Annotated in this window: 19 protein-coding genes, 1 tRNA gene and 1 other RNA gene; 6 read left to right on the plus strand and 15 right to left on the minus strand. The window is 34.2% G+C overall.

Annotation, left to right across the window (positions count from 1 at the left end):
• Positions 1-325: 325 nt before the first annotated feature.
• The 3 genes from trpB to OM075_RS21385 all read right to left on the minus strand — a co-directional run bounded on the left by trpB (position 326) and on the right by OM075_RS21385 (position 3042).
• Positions 326-1558, minus strand: a complete 1233-nt coding sequence (gene trpB / locus OM075_RS21375) for a tryptophan synthase subunit beta (RefSeq protein WP_301192592.1) — start codon at positions 1556-1558, stop codon at positions 326-328.
• A gap of 204 nt (positions 1559-1762) precedes the next feature.
• The gene (locus OM075_RS21380; protein WP_301192593.1) at positions 1763-2263 is read right to left on the minus strand and encodes a threonine/serine exporter family protein; all 501 of its coding nucleotides are present in this window, start codon (positions 2261-2263) and stop codon (positions 1763-1765) included.
• A gap of 5 nt (positions 2264-2268) precedes the next feature.
• Positions 2269-3042, minus strand: a complete 774-nt coding sequence (locus OM075_RS21385; RefSeq protein WP_301192594.1) for a threonine/serine exporter family protein — start codon at positions 3040-3042, stop codon at positions 2269-2271.
• A 451-nt stretch (positions 3043-3493) separates the two neighbouring features.
• Here OM075_RS21385 and OM075_RS21390 point away from each other — a divergent pair, with 451 nt between their 5' ends.
• Complete coding sequence (locus tag OM075_RS21390; RefSeq protein WP_301192595.1) at positions 3494-3934, plus strand: cold-shock protein; 441 nt, start codon at positions 3494-3496, stop codon at positions 3932-3934.
• 308 nt (positions 3935-4242) lie between these two features.
• Here the strand turns inward: OM075_RS21390 and cobA are convergent, their stop codons facing one another.
• The 6 genes from cobA to cysK all read right to left on the minus strand — a co-directional run bounded on the left by cobA (position 4243) and on the right by cysK (position 12038).
• Positions 4243-5961 (minus strand): uroporphyrinogen-III C-methyltransferase, encoded by a 1719-nt coding sequence (gene cobA / locus OM075_RS21395; RefSeq protein WP_301192596.1) that lies wholly within the window; start codon positions 5959-5961, stop codon positions 4243-4245.
• 2 nt (positions 5962-5963) lie between these two features.
• A complete protein-coding gene (locus tag OM075_RS21400) occupies positions 5964-6404 on the minus strand; it encodes a precorrin-2 dehydrogenase/sirohydrochlorin ferrochelatase family protein (RefSeq protein ID WP_301192597.1) in 441 nt (146 codons plus the stop codon).
• Positions 6404-6634 carry a DUF2061 domain-containing protein gene (locus OM075_RS21405; protein WP_301192598.1) on the minus strand — a complete coding sequence of 77 codons (231 nt, stop codon included), beginning with the start codon at positions 6632-6634 and terminating at the stop codon, positions 6404-6406. The genes OM075_RS21400 and OM075_RS21405 overlap by 1 nt, the downstream gene beginning before the upstream one ends.
• Positions 6635-6905: 271 nt before the next feature.
• A complete protein-coding gene (locus tag OM075_RS21410; RefSeq protein WP_301192599.1) occupies positions 6906-8621 on the minus strand; it encodes an NADPH-dependent assimilatory sulfite reductase hemoprotein subunit in 1716 nt (571 codons plus the stop codon).
• 370 nt (positions 8622-8991) lie between these two features.
• The gene (locus OM075_RS21415) at positions 8992-10800 is read right to left on the minus strand and encodes an assimilatory sulfite reductase (NADPH) flavoprotein subunit (RefSeq protein ID WP_301192600.1); all 1809 of its coding nucleotides are present in this window, start codon (positions 10798-10800) and stop codon (positions 8992-8994) included.
• A 320-nt stretch (positions 10801-11120) separates the two neighbouring features.
• Positions 11121-12038, minus strand: a complete 918-nt coding sequence (gene cysK, locus OM075_RS21420) for a cysteine synthase A (RefSeq protein ID WP_301192601.1) — start codon at positions 12036-12038, stop codon at positions 11121-11123.
• A 389-nt stretch (positions 12039-12427) separates the two neighbouring features.
• Between cysK and OM075_RS21425 the strand changes: the two genes are divergently transcribed.
• Entirely contained in the window at positions 12428-13546 is a 1119-nt protein-coding gene (locus OM075_RS21425) for a methyl-accepting chemotaxis protein (protein WP_301192602.1), read from the plus strand.
• A gap of 57 nt (positions 13547-13603) precedes the next feature.
• Here the strand turns inward: OM075_RS21425 and OM075_RS21430 are convergent, their stop codons facing one another.
• The 3 genes from OM075_RS21430 to OM075_RS21440 all read right to left on the minus strand — a co-directional run bounded on the left by OM075_RS21430 (position 13604) and on the right by OM075_RS21440 (position 16609).
• Positions 13604-14032, minus strand: a complete 429-nt coding sequence (locus OM075_RS21430; protein WP_301192603.1) for an RrF2 family transcriptional regulator — start codon at positions 14030-14032, stop codon at positions 13604-13606.
• Between the two features lie 151 nt (positions 14033-14183).
• Positions 14184-15365: a BamA/TamA family outer membrane protein gene (locus OM075_RS21435; RefSeq protein ID WP_301192604.1), complete on the minus strand. Its 1182-nt coding sequence runs from the start codon at positions 15363-15365 to the stop codon at positions 14184-14186.
• A gap of 2 nt (positions 15366-15367) precedes the next feature.
• Complete coding sequence (locus tag OM075_RS21440; RefSeq protein ID WP_301192605.1) at positions 15368-16609, minus strand: aminotransferase class V-fold PLP-dependent enzyme; 1242 nt, start codon at positions 16607-16609, stop codon at positions 15368-15370.
• Positions 16610-17063: 454 nt separating this feature from the next.
• On the opposite strand from OM075_RS21440, the gene OM075_RS21445 reads away from it, so the two are divergent.
• Positions 17064-17615, plus strand: coding sequence for an IS1096 element passenger TnpR family protein (locus OM075_RS21445; RefSeq protein ID WP_301192606.1), 552 nt, complete (start codon positions 17064-17066; stop codon positions 17613-17615).
• A gap of 24 nt (positions 17616-17639) precedes the next feature.
• Positions 17640-18554 (plus strand): tRNA (adenosine(37)-N6)-dimethylallyltransferase MiaA, encoded by a 915-nt coding sequence (gene miaA, locus OM075_RS21450; protein WP_301192607.1) that lies wholly within the window; start codon positions 17640-17642, stop codon positions 18552-18554.
• A gap of 87 nt (positions 18555-18641) precedes the next feature.
• Here the strand turns inward: miaA and OM075_RS21455 are convergent, their stop codons facing one another.
• The 3 genes from OM075_RS21455 to OM075_RS21465 form a co-directional block, all read right to left on the minus strand.
• Complete coding sequence (locus tag OM075_RS21455; protein ID WP_301192608.1) at positions 18642-19367, minus strand: class I SAM-dependent methyltransferase; 726 nt, start codon at positions 19365-19367, stop codon at positions 18642-18644.
• A gap of 52 nt (positions 19368-19419) precedes the next feature.
• On the minus strand, positions 19420-20370 hold the full coding sequence (locus tag OM075_RS21460) for a glycosyltransferase family 2 protein (protein WP_301192609.1): 951 nt from the start codon (positions 20368-20370) through the stop codon (positions 19420-19422).
• An 86-nt stretch (positions 20371-20456) separates the two neighbouring features.
• Positions 20457-20978, minus strand: a complete 522-nt coding sequence (locus OM075_RS21465; protein WP_301192610.1) for a DUF4199 domain-containing protein — start codon at positions 20976-20978, stop codon at positions 20457-20459.
• A 512-nt stretch (positions 20979-21490) separates the two neighbouring features.
• On the opposite strand from OM075_RS21465, the gene ffs reads away from it, so the two are divergent.
• Positions 21491-21589, plus strand: an RNA gene (gene ffs, locus OM075_RS21470) — signal recognition particle sRNA small type.
• A gap of 1 nt (position 21590) precedes the next feature.
• Positions 21591-21664 (plus strand) — tRNA-Thr (locus OM075_RS21475).
• Positions 21665-21795: the final 131 nt, after the last annotated feature.

Below are 21795 nucleotides of genomic sequence, written 5' to 3' on the forward strand. Positions count from 1 at the left end.
ATTATGTCATCTTTTTATCTCGCCTTTCGTTCAAAGCGGGTGCAAAGAAAGAGACTTTAATTCTAACATCCAAACAAAATTGAATTATTTATTTTACAGAACCACCAAGGTAAGAACTAAACCACTTTTTGTCAAGTGGTTAATTAGGGAAAGTTTTTTTGAAAGTTTTCTGCAATGAGCATTGTAGCCTATGGGAAACGCTATATCCATACTTTATTACAATAAGTATGACATAAAAAAGGGATTGTTCTACCTTATCGTATTACAACCCCTTTTATAATCTCAGTATATTATATTTAATCAGTTCACTAATATATGATCTTACTTATTTTTGATCTTCTATTCCAAAGTCTTTACCAAACTTTTCAACTACATAATCAATATCTTTATCACCTCTACCTGATAAATTGACCAATATAGTTTGATCTTTAGGAAGTTCTTTAGCTAGTTTTAGCGCATAGGCTACCGCATGTGAACTTTCCAATGCCGGAATGATTCCCTCCTGACGAGCCAATTGCATAAATGCATCTATTGCTTCTTTATCGCTTATTGTTTTATAATTAACACGCGCAATATCTTTCAGGTATGAGTGCTGAGGTCCAACTCCTGGATAATCTAAACCTGAAGCTACAGTATTAACTGGTGCAGGTTGACCTTCCTCATCTTGCAATAAATAACATTTAAATCCATGAATCATTCCTGGCGTACCCATAGAAAGTGTTGCAGCATGATCTCCGGTTTTAAAACTGGTTCCTGCTGGCTCTACTCCATATATATTTACATCATCATCTTGTAAAAACGCAGAGAAAAGTCCCATGGCATTTGATCCACCACCTACACAAGCCACTAAATTATCAGGTAACTTACCAGTCATTTCCTGAAACTGCTCTTTTGCTTCACGACCAATTATTGATTGAAAATCACGAACCATCATAGGGAAAGGATGTGGACCAACTACAGATCCAATGGCATATAATTGTGTTTCCGGGTCTTTCAAATAAGCTTCAAAGGCAGAATCTACAGCTTCTTTTAATGTTTTTAAGCCATGTGTAGCAGGTATAACATTGGCCCCTAATATTTTCATTCGAACCACATTGGGATGTTCTTTATAAATATCAACCTCTCCCATATGGATATCACACTCCAAACCAACAAGTGCCGCAGCAGTAGCCAAAGCAACACCATGCTGACCAGCTCCTGTTTCAGCAATTATTTTTTTCTTGCCCATTTTTTTGGCAAGTAAAGCTTCTCCTAAACAATGGTTAATTTTATGTGCCCCGGTGTGATTGAGATCTTCGCGCTTTAGATAGATTTGCGCACCTCCTGCTATTCTGGAAAGATTTTTAGCATGGAACACGGGTGAAGGACGGCCTGTATAATGTTTTTGTAAATAAAATAACTCTTCCTTAAATACAGGATCATCCTTAATTTTTTCATATGCCTCAGTAATTTCCTTCATTACAGATTCCAGCATAGGTGGCACAAAACAACCTCCATACTCGCCAAAGAATCCATCTTTATTAGGCATTACCTCATTGGCTAACAACGATTTGTCCATTTTTATATTTTAAATGATAAACATAATTATTTTTAGCGTTTCAATGTTAATCATTTTATATATCAAGAACAAATAATAAATATAGAAGTATTTAACAGTTGCAGTAGGCAGTACTAAGTAGGCAGTCTGCAGGGTGCGGAGTACGAACTGATGACTGCAGACTGCAGACTGAAGACTGATAACTGGAGACTGCAAAATCATTTCCTACTCCCGACTCTTTACAATACGAGCCATTATTTCCTGAGCTGAATCATGACGCAATAATATCATTGGCATTGAAACGCCCACTGCTATGGAAAGCAAAACAAAGACAGCCTTTAATCCATTGGAGGTAGTTTCCTGCATAACCTGAATATACTCTTCTGTGGATAAATGTCCTGTGAGTTTTATTAATCCTAACATTGCTCTGTATGAAAATGCGCCTGGTATCATAGATATTATAGATGGTATGGCAAACACATACATGGGCGAATGTTTGTTATCAGCAGCAGGAATACTTAAAAACCCCACAACAATTGCTGCTAAAAAAGTAGCTAAAACCACTTCCAAACCTAATTCCATTGACATAAACTTAGTTACACCACAGGCTGCTCCCATACCAAATATTAATAACAAAGTACGCTGAGGAACATTAAAAAGAATGGCGAAACCAACAGCAGCCAATCCCGGCCATATCATACGTTCTATTATTTGAAGAATATCCATCGTTTTTAAATTTGATAAATTAATAATGCAGAAGCTAAGCCTAATGCAATCGCAAAAGCTATCATCATTCCGTTTACTCCACGAACAATACCGTTCATTATATTCCCATAAATTAAATCAGAAAAGGAATTAACCAAAGGAACCCCGGGAATCAGATATAAAACAGAGGTTGCAAAAGCATAATGTGGTTCTGTACCAATATTAAACTTGACAGACAAACCAGATATTAACGATGAAACCAAGGCTGCTACATATATGCACAAATAAGGATTGTACTTTAGTTTCATAGCCTCCTGACGAACGTACAGACCAATAAAAGTAGCCACAAAAGCCACTAGCATTTCAACAATTCCACCCCCAAACAAGCGACAGAAAGACAAATCGGCTAATCCAACAAACAGTAATATAATAATACGTGGATAATGTGGTAGTCCCTTCAATCGTTCTAACTCACGATCAATATCATCCATCGACCATTTTTCGCCAACAATATTCCAACTCATTTTACTAATACCGCTTACCAGCTTAAAATTTACACCATGGGGACTCGTTCGCTTTAACATATTAAAAGCATGTTTCTGCTCCGTATTTTCAAGATTGACCATCAATGCTCTATGTGTTATCAATAATTCCGAATGAAATCCAAAAGCATTAGCTATTCTTTCCAGCGTTACCCTAATCCGCATACTATTGGCTCCAGAACTCATTAACAAAGAGCCGATCTCCAACAAAGTGGCACCTAAGCGCTCAATTTGTTCTTTTGTAAAATTTTTGCCCATGGTTTAAAAAATTAAGCCGCAAAGGTATAGCTGTTCCTGCAATTTTTAAACAAAAAGCGTTGTTTTTAAATATATATCGCTTCTGTAAATAATGTTTAACATATAGCATCCTATCAATCTGCCATATAAATCCAGGACAATACAAATATAAATATAGAGCACAGTAAGTTCCTCCTCCCGTAATTATATTTAATCCTAAACTAAAATTCTTACAAAACTCATTAGAAAACTATACTAATTTCAACCTGTCAAACAAAAAGAATTTGTAATACCAATCACTTTTTCAAATTATTATCGTACTTTTGTGTGTCGAAGTAATTGGTGAAAATTTCTTTCCTGTATTATTATTGTCATTCAATGTTTCTTCTAAGCTATTGTTTGGTACTACTCTTACTCTTAACGCAAATATTTTCCTGTTACTTACTAATTTTTAATCTTAAAAACGTATTGAATGGGGAGATCTCAAGAGACCTTTGGTAAAAAAGAAAAAGAAAAGAAAAGACTTAAGAAACGTCAGGATAAGCAAAAAAGAAAAGAAGAAAGAAAATCCAGCTCCGGCGGTGGCTTAGATGATATGATTGCCTATGTTGATGAAAACGGAAGAATTGTTGATACTCCACCAGATTTAACTAAGAAAGAAGAAATTGATGTAGAAAGCATTGCAATTTCTGTAGCTAAAAAAGAAGAAGAGGATCCTATTAAAAAAGGAAGAGTTGAATTTTTTAATACAGACAAAGGATATGGCTTCATCAAAGATTTAGATAGCCAGGAAAAACACTTTGTTCACGTTAATGGCTTAATCGATCCTATTAAAGAAGGAGATAAAGTACTTTTTGAACTTGAAAAAGGATTAAAAGGTATGATTGCTGTAAGAGTACACATTGATAAATAATACCTATAACACTCGTTGAAGTAAAAAGGTAAAATATATGATAAGCCTCGTTATCTTATTGATATAGGCTCATCTTAATATTCAAATTTATTAAAACCGATTTTTATTATTATCAATAGAAATCGGTTTTCTTTTTTATGGTTTCAAATCTTCAAGTCTTTCAACAGCCGATAAAAAGAACCATTCTTCTAAAACTATAAAAGAACGGCTCTTACAATATACTCTACACTGACCAAATGCAAAGATTTTTGGTAAGTTCAAAAAATGCAAACTGCTGGGTTGCCTCACAAATTCAAATTCATCTTTTACTACTGTAAACTATGATATTCGAATTTGCTTGCGCCTTGAATTTCACTAATTTTAAAAATCCCTTTTTCTTGTTCTAATGAAGAACGGGTTCTTGTTCCTGTAGCTTTAATCTGAAGCCTTTGAGGAATTTCGCCATATACTTCTTTAAAGATCTCAACTTCCTGAGGTGAGGTAAATATCACGCCCTTAAATTGATCTATATTTTGTTTTACAATACTATGATTTCGAACCTTTTGATATACCTGCAGTTTATCTACATGGTTTCCTAATTTTATTAATCCTTCACGCAAAACACTATTGGTTTGATCTGACCCGGGAATCAAAATATTTTCATTTACTACTCCTGTTTCTTTATATTTTTGAAGCATTGCTAAAGATGTTTCTTCCTCTGCAAAAGGTTTTACCAATAAACCTCGGTTTCTTAATACTTCTGAGGTAGATTTACCTAGACAATCTATTTTAACAGATCCTAAATGTCTTACATCTAAGCCTAATTCAAATAGCAATTCAAAAAAGTACTGCACACTATATCTGTTGGTAAAAACAATACGATGATATTGATTGATATTGTTAATGGCTGATTTTAGAGTATCTATTATACTTACTTCCTCAATATTAATTAATGGCGTATGAACAATATTTTCATCTTTCTGCCAATCGTTTACCGAAACTCCGGTATACAACCATTTATCCGGATTATCCTGATATTCACGGGCCGTTTTTCCTACAATAATGATAGAAGGCGATGGTAATCCTGAAGATTCGTTCTTCAACTTAGCCAATGTCCCCCTGTAAATCTGCTGATTTGATTTTGAGGCATTGTGCACAATTCCTACAGGAGTATTTTCATGCCATCCCTCTTCTATAATTCGTGCAGCTAACTCTTGTTGCTGAGAGGCTCCCATATAAAACACCAAAGTATCAGCTTTTGGAATTCGAAGTTTATTTAAATCGTGCCCTGATAATAAAGCCACCGAGGAAGATAATGACCGCTCTGTTAAAGGAATCACTGCAGATGCAGCTGCTGCAAATGCACTGGTAATACCAGCAATTATCTCTGCATCAATCCATCTTTTAGCAAGGTAATGGTACTCTTCAGCTCCACGACCAAAAATCAATGGATCACCTCCTTTGATGCGAACCACATCTTTACCTTTTAAAGCGGCCTGATACATCAGTTCATTAATTTGAGTCTGATCAAATTTATGTGCACCTTTCCTTTTGCCTACATAAACCTTCTCTGCACTAAATTTATTCAGATACTCCTGATCTATTAAATCATCATAAAAGATAATATCTGCTTTAAGTAAATCAGATTCGGCTCTTCGGGTAATTAAACTATAATCACCAGGACCAAATCCTGCTAAGGAAACACTTCCCCATTGCGGTCTTAAATCAAAATCAGAGAAAAGAGTTTTTGTCTTTTCATCATTCTTTAATCCAATTACAACCAGATAGTTTTGCAAAGAGATTTGATCTTCTTCCTCATAGAACGAAGTATTACGAACTACGGCATATATCTCCAGATCATGACTTAATGGATAAGCAACATCCTGTCCTTCAATAATTGCCACTGAATCCTTTGTTTCTGATAATGAATTAAAAACATCACCTGATGGCAAAGAAATTTGATAGGACTGATCCAGATTTATTTTATCCAACCAGTGTTTTAAACTAATTACTGAAGAACTATTGGTGATTATATTGATTGTATTCATGATTATTCCTCCAAAAATGATTTGATTTGGTTACGTAACTGAATTGAAGCTTTTACATTTTTTCCATCTGAACCTACAGATACTGTCATGTTATCATGAACCATTATAGCAGGAGAAACAAAGTCGGAATAACTACTATCATCGGCAATATTAACCAAACAATTATATGCCTTGGCCTCATCGCTAATCCTATGATTCAGCTCATGATCGTTGGTGGTTACATACACCAACAAATAACCTTGCAGATCCCCTTTCTGGTATTTTCGCTCATCAAACTCCACTCCTTCAATCGCCTTAATATCATCCAGTATTTCAGGAGCGATAACTTTAAAGCTATCGGTAAATCTTTTCAGCAACTGAATTTTATGCAAGGCCACCTTACCGCCTCCGATGACCAGAATCTGTTGATTACTTATATTGATGGATATGGGTAAAAACTTCATTATATAATATATTCTGGTTCTTTAGGTTTTTCTTTTCCTAACTTAATTCTATTCCAAAGTCGCTCGTGCCAGTAATACAAAAACAGCTTTGTAAACACCTCAACACCACTAATTGAGGCAGCCATACCAACCTTCCCGGTAATAAGATAAGATACCAGAAAAGTATCTACAGTTCCTGTTACGCGCCAGGATATGGTTTTAATTAATGTCCGGTATCTTTTATCTTTCATTATAAAATTTGCTATTAACTGTTGGCTATTAGATATTTAATTTTGCATTGTCTCAAAAGAATATGAGTTGCCCTTTCAGGGCGTACTTAATTAATTCTATGATTGTACCCAATGCGCCACTGCGTTTGCATTGGGCTGAATTGAATTGGGCTTCCAGCCCGTTATTACCATAAAAATCATTTAGAATTAATCATTAAACGCATACATATAATCATAAGACTCTAATATAATTCAGACTGCATCTTGAAGACTGTTTACTGAAAACTGATGACTAATGATTTTCTACCTTAGGTTTTAACTCTACAATTCCTTTTCTACCCACAAAATCCCCAAATCGCTCTCCACTTTCTCTTTCTTCAGCGTATTGTTTTAAAAGCACTTTCAGTTCAGCCAAAATTTCTTCTTCCGATAAAGTCTCTTTGTATAAAGTATTTAGTCTGTCTCCATTAAAACTAGCTCCCAGGTACATATTGTATCTCCCCATCGATCTCCCAACAAAACCTATTTCACCTAAAAACGGACGACCACATCCATTTGGACACCCTGTCATGCGAATCAGAATTTCATCTTCAGTCAGATTATTCTCCTCAAGTATAACATCAATCTTATCCATCAATTTTGGCAAATATCGCTCCGCCTCTGAAAAAGCCATTGTACATGTATTCAAAGCCACACAAGCAATCGCATTTTTTCGAGCTTCACTCATTCTTAACCTTGGCCATATATCATATTCCTTTAAAAGTTGATCGATAACAAACTTATCTTCATCCTCAATGGCGCCTAAAACCAATCCCTGATTCCCTGTTAATCTAAAATCACACTTCTTTAATTCTGCAATTTTTCTCAAACCGGTTTTTAACAGATAGTCACCCTCATCTTTTACCCTTCCATGTTCAATATATAAACCTACATACCATTTACCATTCTGTGCCTGATGCCAGCCAAATAAATCGCCATTACGTTCAAAGTTAAATGGCTTAGCAGGATAAAACCCATACCCCAATCTGGTCTCCAACAAATAGGTAAACTTCTCTATTCCCAGTCTGTCAATGGTATATTTTAAACGAGCCTGCCTACGATTTTCTCGATTTCCATAATCGCGTTGCAATCTTACAATCTCTTCAACCACTTCAATAGTTTGATGATAAGGGATAAATCCTAAGATATTTCCTAAGCGAGGATAAGTTCCCGGTTCTGTAAAGGTCATTCCCAAACCACCGCCAACAGCAAAATTGAACCCTTCAATTTTTCCATCTTTTTCTATGGCAATCAATCCAATATCATTAGAGTACACATCTGTATCATTGTAGGGAGGCGTAGCAATAGCAATTTTAAATTTTCGAGGCAGATAAGTTTTTCCATAAATAGGCTCCTCATCTTGCTTTCCATCCAACAACAGTTTTTTATCCAACCATATTTCGTGATACGCAGTGGTTTTTGGCAAAAGATGCTCACTAATTTTTTGAGCCATTTCAAAAGCATCCGGAACCAAAGGAGAAATAGCCTCATTGGTGGTACACATCACATTACGGTTTACATCACCACATGCTGCAATAGTATCCAACAACGAATCATTAATTTTTGCCATGGTTTCTTTCAGCTTTCTTTTAATCACACCATGAAACTGAAATGCCTGACGAGTAGTTAACTTCAGTGTATTATTTGCATGCGTTTTTGATAGCTCATCAAAAGCAATCCATTGATCAGCCGTTGCTAATCCTCCCGGAATACGAACGCGAATCATAAAACTATACAAGGGTTCAAGCTTTTGCTGCTTACGTTCCACATCCAAATCACGATCTGCTTGCTGATAACTACCATGAAACTTGATTAACTGGGTATCATCTTCAGCTATAGCGCCTGTTGCCAGATCATTTAAACTTTGTTCAAGGGTACCTCTTAAATAATTACTCTGAGTTTTTATTCTTTCAACATCTGATGGGTTCCAAGATGGAAATATTTCTTTTTGCTTTGCTACTTCTGCCATTTTGATTTCGTATTAGTTGGTGGATATTTGGTTGTAATAATTTTATAGGACAAAATAAAATCGTGATCTGGTAATAAGGTCCAAGTTGAAAACTTGAACCAGAACACACGACACTTGTTCCATTATCCTTGTTCCATTTTCTCAAGTTAAAAACTGGAATCTCTATAAGGTCATTAATTTGACCAGCTGATAAGTTGTACACTGACAGTACTTTTGATTACCCTTCTATTTATCAGTATTTTGAAAAAGGTTTTAATATAGGTCCAAGTTGAAAACTTGAACCAGAACGCAGGACACTTGTAACGTTATCCATGTTCCATTTTCCTTTTGACTTCTAACTTTCAACTTTGTACTTTTAACTTACTTTTTATCAGTACACATCTTCCTGAAAGCGTCGGCTACTTTTTACTTCCTTAAAATAATCAGCTGCTTCTCTCACAGATATTTTACCGTGTTCTGCAATTATATTTACAAGTTCCTTTTTCACATCTTTAGCCATTCTATTCATATCGCCACATAAATAAAAGTAAGCGCCATCTTTTATCCATTGATATATCAGTGCTCCATTTTCTCTCAAACGATGCTGTACATATATTTTCTCCTCCTGATCTCTTGAAAACGCAACTGAAACATCTTTTAGTAAACCATTTTTCCTGTATTTCAACAACTCTGTTTGATATAGAAAATCAGTTTCAAAATACTGATCACCAAAAAACAACCAGTTTTCACCTTTAGCCCCAACAGCTTCTCTTTGTTGTAAAAACGACCTGAAGGGAGCAATTCCGGTACCTGGACCAACCATGATTACTTTTACATTATGATCCTCCGGCAGTCTGAAGCCTTCATTCTTTTTAATTCGAATCAAAAGTTCATCACCAATCTGAATTTCTTCTGCTAAAAATCCTGAACAAACCCCTTGATGTTCTCTATCGTTAAGATGATATTTTACAGCACCAACTGTAATATGAACTTCATCAGGATTATACTCATAACTGGAAGATATTGAATACAATCGAGCTGGTAGCTTACGTAAAATGTTTTGCAAATCATTTACTGATACCTCAGTAGAAAAATCATTTAACAAATCGAGAAAATCTGATCCATACAAGTACTCCTTTAGTTTTTCCTGATCATCAATCAGACTATTTAACTTTGAATTTTGAGCCAGTTCTGCATATTTTTTAATTACAGGAGGCGTTACTACTGTTATTTCATAATTTGCAATTAATGCTTCCCTTAAACTTTTCTCCTGACCCTGAATCTGAATTTTAGTTTCCGGATCTAATCCCAACTTGGTTAGAATTCCATCTACTAAAACAGGATTGTTTTTAGAAATCACTTCCAGCGCATCACCTGGCTCATAAGTAATTCCTTTATTCTCTATGTCTAATTCAATATGATAGGTAGCCTTATTTGAACCTCGTCCGTTTAATAATACCTTTTCCAATACTTCCGCTTCAACCCATTGATCGGTGTCTACTTTAACTACAGTATTTGCTTGATTATTTATAGCCTCTCCTGAAGTGTTATTTCCAGAAAACTGATTTATAATTCCAGGCAGTACAGATTCTACCTGATCTTTAAAATCAACATCTAACTCTATAATATCATGAATATTTTTTGCTCCCAGCTTTAGCAATTGATTATAAATATCATTACCTGTTTTACAGAAATTGATATAACTACTATCTCCAAGTGCAACAACGCCAAAATTTAACCCTTCGAGCTTAGGAGCTTTTTTACCATAAATAAAAGCATGAAAATCTTCAGCTGAAACTGGTGGTTCTCCTTCTCCATGAGTTGATACTACAACTAAAAGATTTTTCTCATCCTTTAATTTACGTACATTATAATCTGGCATACCAACCAAATTTACTGACACACCTTTACTTTTTAATATTTCACTGGCTTTCTCGGCAATTAGATGTGAATTACCCGTATGGGTCCCATATAAAACTGTAACCTCAATTTGACTTTCAGGAGCTTGCTGGATATCAACCAAACGTTCAACCTGTTCGTTATTAATCCCTAAATCTTCTCCCAGAAGTCCACCTGATTGATTGACTCCCGTTAAGTATCCCGACAACCAAAATTTCTGTTCTAAAGTCAAGCTATTTAATAAATGTTGTGCTTGCTGAAACTGTTCTTTTGAAAATATTTTACTTATTCCTTCAATCATTTTACTTAGAATTTAGACATAGCAATGGCTGTTGAACTTATTTGAGAACAAGCCAATAAATTGTTTTTATATTATATTTGAGATTACCTCTAATTTGGAATCATTCCCAAAATGAAATCATTCAGGGCTTAATGAAACTTTACTTAAATCGTAGGATCAAGAACCCATTTATTACTGCAAGACAATCGCATGTGAGTATGGATTATTTCTTTAAATGTAAATATTAGAAAGATAAAGGAGAGGAATCAACCAGTGCAGATAATACAATAACGTAATATATGCACTAGTTGAATAATATTATTATCTGAAATTAATACTTATTAAATTTCAAAGCTACTTAAATATCTTTCTCCTGTATCAGGCAATAAAACCACAATTCTTTTTCCCTTATTCTCAGGACGTTTAGCTACCTCTAATGCAGCCCACAATGCAGCTCCTGAACTATATCCACATAAAAGACCCTCAGTTAGAGCTGCCTCATGACTTGTGTGAATTGCATCCTCATTTTTTACAGGAATAACTTCATCTATAATTGAAGTATTTAAATTTGTTGGAATAAATCCAGCTCCAATTCCCTGAATTTTGTGTGGTCCCGGTTTTCCTCCTGCAATAACCGGACTATCCGAAGGTTCCACAGCAATAATTTTTACATCAGGATTTTTCTCTTTTAATACACCACCTACTCCCGACAGAGTACCACCAGTACCAACTCCAGCTATAAAAATATCTACTTCACCATCAGTATCTCTCCAAATTTCTTCAGCTGTTGTCTTTTTATGAATTGCAGGGTTTGCAGGGTTGTCAAATTGTTGTGGAATAAATGAATTCTCATTTTCTGCAGCAATCTCCTGAGCTTTTTCAATAGCACCTTTCATTCCCTGAGATGCAGGAGTAAGTACCAACTCTGCCCCAAACTTCACAAGAAGCTTTCTTCTTTCAATACTCATGCTTTCAGGCATTGTAAGAATCAAACGATATCCTTTAACTGCAGATACAAATGCTAATCCTACACCTGTATTTCCACTTGTTGGTTCAACAATAATTGAATCCTTATTTAATTTCCCCTGACGCTCTGCTTCTTCAATCATTGCAAAAGCAATACGATCTTTAACTGAACTTGCAGGATTAAAAAATTCTAACTTAGCTACAATTTGAGCTTCACCTTCGTTTAATTTGTTAATTTGAACTAATGGAGTATTTCCTATTAATTCTGTTACATTTTTTGCAATCTTGGTCATGATTATGTGTATTTAATTATTCGCTTTATTATTATAACACAAACATACAGTATGGGTTTAAGATCTACAACACATTACATCGCTATTAACCTATTATTTTAGTATGTATTAGAAGCAAAAAAGACCTCAATCAACACCTTAAACACTTAATTAACAACATCATAAAACAAACATAACACCACATTACATTATTCCTACCATATATATATGCTTTAAGCTCACAATGGAAACAAACTTAACTCCAATTGTTTATTTGCTTTATTTCAACTCAAAAATCCAACTCTAATCTTGAGTTAATTTACAAAACAAAGCGCAAGACCTTTATAGTATTGCTAGATTTTTACTAAATAATGAGTAAAATTGTAAAGAAGAAATAGATATTACTCATTATGGAAGGATCATCAAGTCTATTAATCGTATTTGTATTTGCTGTGATTGTTGGCACTGTTGTTTTACGAAAACTATTTAAAAACAGCATCTTTCTAAGAATTGGTGTTATTTGGATTGCCAATGTTTTTATAACAGTAGTAAATAGCAGAATTCGTTATAATAATCCTGAAGCGTATCCATTCTGGGCTGCCTTATTAGCCGGACTATCCATTACCTCCATATTATTATATAGTGTTTCTGTTTGGGTGAGAAAACCATTATCGCAGCTAGTTGATAATATTACCGACTTAAGTAAAGGCGACTTAAACATTGTAAATAAAAAAGAATTTAAAAGAAAATATATTGGAGAGCTGAACACTTTGAACAAAAGCATCATTGATTTATCTAATATTTTTAAAAATTCACTAACGAGAATAAACGATTCTGCCAAAGAAGTAAACACACTTGGCTTTGAATCCAACAACATGTCACAATCTTTATCAAAAGGAACAGGAGAACAAGCCAGTGCTTTAGAAGAAATTTCAGCTTCGATGGAAGAAATGAATGCCAACATTAATTCTTCCAATGAAAATGCCTCTAAAACCTACCTGGTTACTTCCGATACCAATGAGAAATTACAATTAAGTGCAGAAAGTGCCCGTGAGTTAAAAAATGCCATTGCCCTAATTGCTGAAAAAATAAAGATTATTGATACAATTGCAGTACAAACAAATCTTTTGGCTCTTAATGCTGCCATTGAAGCCAAACAAGCAGGCGAGGCAGGAGCTGGATTTTCAGTTGTTGCCGGCGAAGTAAAAAAACTTGCAGAAACCAGCAAAAGGGCTGCTGACGAAATAAAAGAAATTACAGTAAATGGATTAAACTTATCGGAACAGGTAAGCCAACAACTGGAAGAAACTATTCCTTCAATGGAAAATACCATGAATTTGATGGAAGAAATCAGCGTTGCCAGTAAAGAATTAAAATCAGGATCAGATCAGGTTACTGCAGCTATAAACAGCATTAATGCAATTACTCAAAACAACGCTAAAATGTCGGAGGAAATGAGTGCTAACTCAAACAATTTGTCAAGCCAGTCGGATCAACTCGTGAAAAACATTGATTTTTTTAAGATATAATTTATTAAAAAGAACGATGATCACCTTTAATAAGTTACCCAATAAAGCAAAATAGTCTTAAATATAATACATCAGGCTTTCGTTCATATCACGGAATTCTTTTTGAATATCAGCCAAAGTTTTTCGCCCTAATGCTTCAGCCATATCATTTATAACCTGATTCACTACTGAATACACCGCTTTCTGATTATTTGAATCACTATCTTTTATGGGTAGTTCTTTTTTATAACCACCTTCCAGGGCTTCATAAACCATTAATAATGAAATCTCATTAGGCAGAACCCGTAAGCGGTAACCACCACCTGCTCCTTTTTTCACCTCAAGCATTCCACTTTTTTTCAAGGTCACGGCAATAGCCTCAAGAAACTTCATAGGAATATTATGTCGCAATGAAATCTGGTAAATCCCCATATACCTCTCTTCACTCAACTCTGCAAGCGATAATAAAAACCTCAATCCGTATTCTGTTTTTTTCGATAACTTCATCTATCTTATCTTTTACCAGACATTAACATCAATAACTCAACTTGTATATAACAATCTCTATCATTTTAAGTTTGTTATAATACACTTATTCCATATTTGATTTTAATAAATCTCATACTATAATATAACTATTAACAGAAGATTAGGTTCACTAAAAGGCTTCACCTAATGTAAAAAACACACCACTATCACCTCTGTTCGTCATACCGTAGTCAATCCTGAAACTTAGTTTTTCATTCTCCAAAACACGTAATCTCAATCCGGCACCTCCCATAACATGGACTTTAGTAAACATGTCTGAATCAAATTTTTCAAAAACATTACCTACTCCTGTAAAAACTTCGCATCCAAATCGCCACCATAATTTTGATCTGAAAGCAGCTTGTATATATGCACTTTGATTGTCCAAATACTTGTATGGTCTTGATATACCACGAAACAATCTTTTTCCTCCTATTTCCGACAAGCGATAAAAAGGCACATCACCCAATGTTGATTTTATCACACTCTGAAATGCCAACACTCTTTCTTTAGCTCCTAATCCAACGTAAGTTCTCACATCCAGCTTAAATGTGGAAAAATCATAATCTCCAATTGATGGTAAATACTTTAGGTAAGAACTTTCTAAAAACACACCCTTTACAGGATAAACCACACTATTCCGGTTATCATATGTTACTGATGGTCCAATACCGGTAATCCATGCCTGTTGATATCCAGGAACTTCCTCATTAAAAACATCTCCGTCAATATTTTTTACTTTATAGGAGCCAAAATCATAATTCAGGCCTAAAAACCACTTCTGATTCACCACTTTCATAATTCGGCCGGTAAACTCAAGTTTATTCTCCTCAATCTCGGAATAAATATCCTTATTACTGATATTTCCAACCTCGTAGAACTGATCAGGCATATATTGAATCATCCACTTTGTTCTGAAATACCAGTTATTCTTAGTATAAAACTTTGATGAAGTATAGAACTCATACATTCCAGAAGTGGAAAACTCACAGGAAACAGAAATATTTGATGGTCGAAAATAACCGTCGCCCTCTTCTTTACCTCCCAGATAAAATCTCCACGATGGTAACAAACCAACACTTAAACCAGTCCGATTCTCATAACCTACTACAGGCAAAAAGAAAAACGTAGAATTTTCTTTTTCTATAGTTATCAAGTCCATTCCCCACTCGGTAAGCGAAGTGATACCATTTACCAATGAGGAAGAACTAGTAGGAGTTGTTGAACTATATTTCCCTGAAGATTCTGTTTGAGCTTTTGTAATAGAAAAACCCAATATGGTAATACATAATAAAAGAAGGCTCCGATACATATTTAAATTAATTCAAGAGCTTGATTAAAATCCTGGATTAAATCTTCTACATCCTCAATTCCTACAGAAATACGCATCATTGTATCTCTGATTCCCATCTCTTTCTTTTCTTCAGTATCAAACTCACAATATATAGTTGATTCCGGATGAATAATTAGTGTTTTATTATCATTCAGATTGGTTGCTCGTCGAACCAATTTTAGCTGATTAAAAAATGAAAAACATTTTTCCTTCGATTCTAAATCAATAGTCATTACTGCACCAGGTTTACCTGAAAATTGCTTTTGATTCAATTCATAATAGGCATTATCTTTTAATCCAGGATAAGTAACTTCCTTGACTTTGGGATGTTTTCCAAAAAACTCACCCAACACCAAACAATTCTCAACACAACGATCTACACGCAGAGCAAGAATATCTAATCCCATATTTAAATAGTGAGCAGTATGTGCAGTCATACAACCTCCAAGATGACGGAAGATTTCTTTTCTGATTCGAAGTGCCAATGCATTTTTCTCAAACTTATCGTACCATGTTTCAAGAGCAGGAACCTTAGACCAATCAAAAAGTCCATTATCAATTACCACACCCCCAACAGCTGCTGCTCCTCCTGACATAAATTTGGTAGCCGACATTACTTCAACATCCACTCCAAACTTTGCAGATTCAAATACATAAGGTGGAGTTATTGTTGAATCAGCCACAACAACCACATTATTTTCATGAGCCAGGTGGCTAATTTGGGCAATATCAAGAATTTCCAATTGAGGGTTTGTAATAGTCTCGAAGAATAATACGCGAGTTTTCTCATCTATATTATTACGTACCTGTTCCAAATCACTCATATCTACAAATCGAACTTCAATACCCCAGGCTGGCAAAGTTTCCTTTAACAAAGCATAGGTATGTCCAAACAAATGATTTGAAGAAACAATATTTCCTCCTTTTTCAACCAGCGCCAATAAAGCATTAGAAATAGCAGCCATACCTGAAGAAAGCGCCATAACAGCATGAGCACCTGTCAAATTCAACAACTTTTGCTCAAAATAAGCTACAGTAGGATTTGTTGTTCTACTATAAGCATGAGCAAACACCTTACCTTCAAATGAATCTCTAATATCCTCTGCTGTATCAAACTCAAAAGCAACACCATCATATACAGGCATATGCAAAGCATTATAAGCATCTTTTTGGGGTAGTTCAGTATGTAACGATTTGGTTGTAAAACCCTTTTTGTTTGTCATTATCTTATGTTCTTAAATCAGTATTACATTTAAACCATACTATGTATTACATGGTTCAACTATCATTAGTATTTATGCCAAAAGTAATAAATTACCGAAAAGACTAATTACCTAATTCCATTTAATCCTTTCAATCATAAACATCTAAACATGTAACCTCTTAACCGCACTTTAAGCTAAAAGGTTACAGCTCAATGTTTAAATTTTCATAAAAAGATATTATCCAGCATAAATCAACACTAATATTATTCATATTATATTGATAGGTTTTATGGGAGTAATAAAAATATTATACATTATAAAACCTTTACTTAATATATACGTTTACATCACAGCAATAAAAATAAAATAATCAGCATATCACAAACAAAACCAAAGGTTTAGCACATAAATAATCAGGCCTATTTAATACTTAGGATGTTTTTATATATTTGCCGACTGAAAAAAATTAAGCATGACGATTAGATTAAGATTGATTTCGGGAGAAGACGAGGATTTTATTAGAGATATTGAGGTTGGAGGTGAAGCTACATTTTTCGACTTGCACAATTTCATACAAGAATTACTGAATTTCGACGAAGGTCAAATGGCGTCCTTTTTCATTACAGATGAAGAGTGGCAAAAACAAGAAGAAATTACCTTAATGGACATGGCAATGGATGAAACTTCGGATTCATTTATTATGGCCGATACAAAAATAGGTCAATTTGTTACAGAAGCTAAACAACGCTTACTGTATGTATTTGATTTCTTCAATGAACGCAACCTTTTTATGGAGTGTTACGAAGTTGCTGACATCGAATGTTCTGAAATTAAATGTATATATGCTGCAGGCAATCCTCCTGAACAACTTGATTTAAGTGATTTATTAGGAGAGGGTGCACCGGAAGATGACAGTCTGGAAAATCCAATGGATTTTGATGACGAAGATTATTACAACTATCCGGACACTGATTTTGATAATGATCCTATGATTTCATTTACCGATGACTTAGAAAACTTATAAGTACATTTCAATTCAATAGTTTTAATGCAAAAATTTTTAATTGTAGTAGTTGGACCTACCGGAATTGGTAAAACCAAAACAAGTATTGAAATTGCCAAACATTACAATACAGAAATTATTTCGGCTGATTCAAGACAAATTTTCAAGGAATTAAAGATAGGAACTGCCACTCCAACAGAAGACGAACTTAAAGAAGCCAGGCATCATAACATTGGTTCGCAGTCAATACATGATTACTATAGTGCATGGGAGTTTGAACAGGATGCACTAAGGCTTTCTGAAGAATTATTCAAAACGCACGATCAACTGGTTTTAACCGGAGGATCAATGTTGTACATAGATGCCATATGTAAAGGAATTGATGAACTGCCTACTATAGACCAACAACTGAGAGAAGATTTAAAAAAGCAATACGAAACAGAAGGTATCGAATCCATTCGAAGATTATTAAAGCAATTAGATCCGGTTTTCTATGAACAAGTGGATTTAATGAATCACAAAAGAGTAATACATGCTGTTGAAATTTGCCTTATTACAGGTAAAACCTATAGTTCATTACGAACCAACACCATAAAAAAGCGTCCTTTTCATATTATTAAAGTTGGATTGGAATTAGAACGTGAAGAAGTTTATAACAGAATTAATTTGCGTGTGGATCAAATGATAAAAATGGGATTAGTGGAAGAAGCCCGACAATTTTATCCATATAAAGAATTAAATTCTCTGAATACAGTTGGCTACAAAGAAATATTTGCACATTTTGATGGAGAATACGATTTAGATAAAGCCATTGAATTAATTAAACGAAATACAAGACGTTACGCTAAAAAGCAATTAACCTGGTTTAAAAAAGATTCAGAAACAAAATGGTTTAAACCTACGGAATTCAACAATATTATTTCACATATTGATGGTTTAATACTAAATTGCAAAGCCTAACTAAAGATATTTTTTTTCACCGGGCATATTTTTTTATTAATCAATCTCACGGTTTACGTTTTTTTGCCCGGTGTTTATCCTTTCTTTTTATAAGGTCGCCTCAATTACTGTATGAAAAGAATCCTTATTCCATTCATCCCTGTTAAAAGAAGCATAAAACTTCACATCAGTAAAGCTCTGCTTTAAAATATCTTCAAGCTGTTTTTTTACAATAGGAAACAAAATTACCTTTTGCGTTTGCTTTGCTCCTTCTATTTTCGAAATCAAATTAGTAGTAAATTCAATTTTACTACTTGTTTCTATGTAACGATATACCCTCTCAAAAATATAATGATCACTCTCTATAGTAGGCAATGATTTAACATCATTATTTAATACCCAGTCGTAATTTACTGTTTGCAATAATAATTTACCATTAGGTTTTAAAAGACTTTTAGCTGCTTCACAAAAAACCTTTACTTCATCAAGATCATTCAGATGCGCTACAGTATTACCAAAACAATAAACCAAATCAAAAGCTCCATGCTTGTAGACATCTCCAATAAGAAGCAAATCGCCCTCTTTGAATTTCACATTTATAGCCTGAGGACATTTTTCTTTGGCTTTCTTTATCATCTCCCCATCTAAATCAAAGGCTTTTACAGATGCACTTCGCCTACCCAGAGCAATAGCTAAACTACCGGTACCACAACCAGCATCCAACATTTTCTTCCCACCTAAAGAAGCATACAAATCCTCAACAAAAGAAAGTTGTTTTATATTAAGAGGAAAAATCTCATCGTATGCATTAACTATATCCTTATAAAAAGACATCCTTAAAAAGCTTTTATAATTTCGATAAACAAATAACTATATAAAGTTACAACTACTTTAATACTTTTTCTATCTGGTATTTATTACGTTCTGGACTATTTCTGGATACCAATTCAGCTAAAAAGCCTGCAACAAACAACTGTGTACCAATAACCATACATGCTAATGCAATATAAAAGTATGGACTAGAGGTAACTAAAGGTTGTTGAATTTGATGATAAACGTAATATAGTTTTTTAATACCTAAATACATTGAGGAGAAAAAACCAACCATAAACATTAAGGTTCCCAATCCTCCAAAAAGATGCATCGGTCTTTTTCCAAACTTCGAAATAAAGGTTACAGATAATAAATCAAGGAATCCTTTTAAAAATCGCTCAATACCAAATTTAGAAACACCATACTGACGCTCACGATGAACAACGATCTTCTCCCCTATCTTTCCAAATCCATTTCTCTTGGCCAAAATTGGAATATATCTGTGCATTTCACCATAAACCTCAACGCTTTTAACCACTTCTTTTCTGTAAGCCTTCAATCCACAATTAAAATCATGAAGCTTAATTCCGGAAACCCATCGTGCAGTCCTGTTAAATAGTTTACTTGGAATGGTTTTACCCAATGGATCATGCCTTTTCTTTTTCCACCCACTAATTAAATCATACCCCTCTTCCTTAATCATTCTGTATAATTCAGGAAGCTCATCGGGATTATCCTGAAGATCAGCATCCATAGTAATGACTACATCTCCCCTTACTGCTTCAAATCCACTATATAAAGCAGCTGACTTTCCATAATTTCTACGGAACTTAATACCTCTCACCTCTTTATATTCAGCAGCCAGGTCTTCAACAACAGACCAGGATGAGTCAGTACTCCCATCATCAACAAACAAAAGCTCATAAGTAATCTCACTTTCTTTAAGAACTCTATCAACCCAATCAAACAACTCTTTTAACGACTCTTCTTCATTAAAAAGTGGTACAACTACAGATAAATCCATCTTATCTAAACTATTTTAAAATAATAAGGTTAGACTATTGGTATATAATCTAACCTTTAATATAATTCTTTACGCTTAATTAATAACTAAAACTCTGGTTCAGGATCTTTTTTAAGAATAGCTGAAATAATCAACGAAAATACAAAAGCCCAAAACATAGTAGTTATAATTACAATTATAGACAATATTACAGGATTAAACATAAAGTTCATGATACCCTCTGCTTGTTCTAAACTTGCTTCAGTAGCTCCTTGCTCTAAAGCATTTTCCTGAGCCATGGCAATAAACTTTGCATGAACTGAAGGATCAATAATGGTAAAAAACACATAATTAAATACTCCATAAACAACTCCTCCTATTAAGCCAATCAAAGTTCCGATACCTAATCCCTGACTATATTTCACAAAGCCGTCATTTTGTTTTTCCTTATAATTCTTAATACCCAATACCAACATCACAATAACAATTACATACCATAAAAGTCTAAAATAGGTATTTCCCAATAAACCTCCATAGTTTTGTATTAATCCAAATACAATAGATGCAATACCAAGATACAATCCCCATGTTAATACTGTTGATGATTTTGAGGCTGCTAATTTTTCCATAATTTATTTTATTTTGATTAGTTAGTTTGTCAAAGATAATGTTTAAACCGTAACAATAATAATAAAAATATCAAAGCACACCTATACATATATATCAGCTAAAACTACATTACTGCTAAATACATATTCGATTCTTTACAACATTATATTTAATTATCAGAATAAATTAGCTAAAAACAGAATTTTAAGAGCAAAAATTTTCCCCCAATGCAATACTAATCTTCTAAAAAACCTTATTATTTTAATTCTTATTATGATGAACAATTCATATTTTCGATAAAAATTGAGACTTTTCTCTATATCTGAAATTAAAATTTATGATAAAAGACAGGCTTCTTCAAGAGGCTTCTTCCATCAAAATGATTTATTCAACTTTTATCACAAAAAATAATACAAAAACAACTTATTGATAACAAAGCAATTATTAAAATAAGCGAAAAAAAGTTTATTTTTTTTTCATTTTTTTCTTGCAGGTAATGTGATTTTATCTACATTTGCATCCGCTAAAGCACGGGTAAGTCCTGTACGACCAGCTCCTATTGAACTCCCCCAGGGCCTGACGGCAGCAAGGGTAGATGGTTGAGCGGTGCGATGCAGGTAGCTTGCCCACCCGCCAATATAGCTCAGTTGGCTAGAGCAGCTGATTTGTAATCAGCAGGTCGTGGGTTCGAGTCCCTCTATTGGCTCTTTAGGTTTTCATAATGTTGAAAACTGTTTAAGTATTGAAATTATGATTTTGGGGAGATACCAAAGTGGCCAACTGGGGCGGACTGTAACTCCGCTGACTTTCGTCTTCGTAGGTTCGAATCCTGCTCTC

It is taken from the genome of Plebeiibacterium sediminum (assembly GCF_026013605.1).
Classification (GTDB): domain Bacteria; phylum Bacteroidota; class Bacteroidia; order Bacteroidales; family Marinilabiliaceae; genus Saccharicrinis; species Saccharicrinis sediminus.

Bases quoted from the DNA above. Each gene is read 5' to 3' on its own strand.
- trpB (WP_301192592.1), bottom strand. From the start codon at position 1,558: ATGGACAAATCGTTGTTAGCCAATGAGGTAATGCCTAATAAAGATGGA.
- OM075_RS21380 (WP_301192593.1), bottom strand. From the start codon at position 2,263: ATGGATATTCTTCAAATAATAGAACGTATGATATGGCCGGGATTGGCT.
- OM075_RS21385 (WP_301192594.1), bottom strand. From the start codon at position 3,042: ATGGGCAAAAATTTTACAAAAGAACAAATTGAGCGCTTAGGTGCCACT.
- OM075_RS21390 (WP_301192595.1), top strand. From the start codon at position 3,494: ATGGGGAGATCTCAAGAGACCTTTGGTAAAAAAGAAAAAGAAAAGAAA.
- cobA (WP_301192596.1), bottom strand. From the start codon at position 5,961: ATGAATACAATCAATATAATCACCAATAGTTCTTCAGTAATTAGTTTA.
- OM075_RS21400 (WP_301192597.1), bottom strand. From the start codon at position 6,404: ATGAAGTTTTTACCCATATCCATCAATATAAGTAATCAACAGATTCTG.
- OM075_RS21405 (WP_301192598.1), bottom strand. From the start codon at position 6,634: ATGAAAGATAAAAGATACCGGACATTAATTAAAACCATATCCTGGCGC.
- OM075_RS21410 (WP_301192599.1), bottom strand. From the start codon at position 8,621: ATGGCAGAAGTAGCAAAGCAAAAAGAAATATTTCCATCTTGGAACCCA.
- OM075_RS21415 (WP_301192600.1), bottom strand. From the start codon at position 10,800: ATGATTGAAGGAATAAGTAAAATATTTTCAAAAGAACAGTTTCAGCAA.
- cysK (WP_301192601.1), bottom strand. From the start codon at position 12,038: ATGACCAAGATTGCAAAAAATGTAACAGAATTAATAGGAAATACTCCA.
- OM075_RS21425 (WP_301192602.1), top strand. From the start codon at position 12,428: ATGGAAGGATCATCAAGTCTATTAATCGTATTTGTATTTGCTGTGATT.
- OM075_RS21430 (WP_301192603.1), bottom strand. From the start codon at position 14,032: ATGAAGTTATCGAAAAAAACAGAATACGGATTGAGGTTTTTATTATCG.
- OM075_RS21435 (WP_301192604.1), bottom strand. From the start codon at position 15,365: ATGTATCGGAGCCTTCTTTTATTATGTATTACCATATTGGGTTTTTCT.
- OM075_RS21440 (WP_301192605.1), bottom strand. From the start codon at position 16,609: ATGACAAACAAAAAGGGTTTTACAACCAAATCGTTACATACTGAACTA.
- OM075_RS21445 (WP_301192606.1), top strand. From the start codon at position 17,064: ATGACGATTAGATTAAGATTGATTTCGGGAGAAGACGAGGATTTTATT.
- miaA (WP_301192607.1), top strand. From the start codon at position 17,640: ATGCAAAAATTTTTAATTGTAGTAGTTGGACCTACCGGAATTGGTAAA.
- OM075_RS21455 (WP_301192608.1), bottom strand. From the start codon at position 19,367: ATGTCTTTTTATAAGGATATAGTTAATGCATACGATGAGATTTTTCCT.
- OM075_RS21460 (WP_301192609.1), bottom strand. From the start codon at position 20,370: ATGGATTTATCTGTAGTTGTACCACTTTTTAATGAAGAAGAGTCGTTA.
- OM075_RS21465 (WP_301192610.1), bottom strand. From the start codon at position 20,978: ATGGAAAAATTAGCAGCCTCAAAATCATCAACAGTATTAACATGGGGA.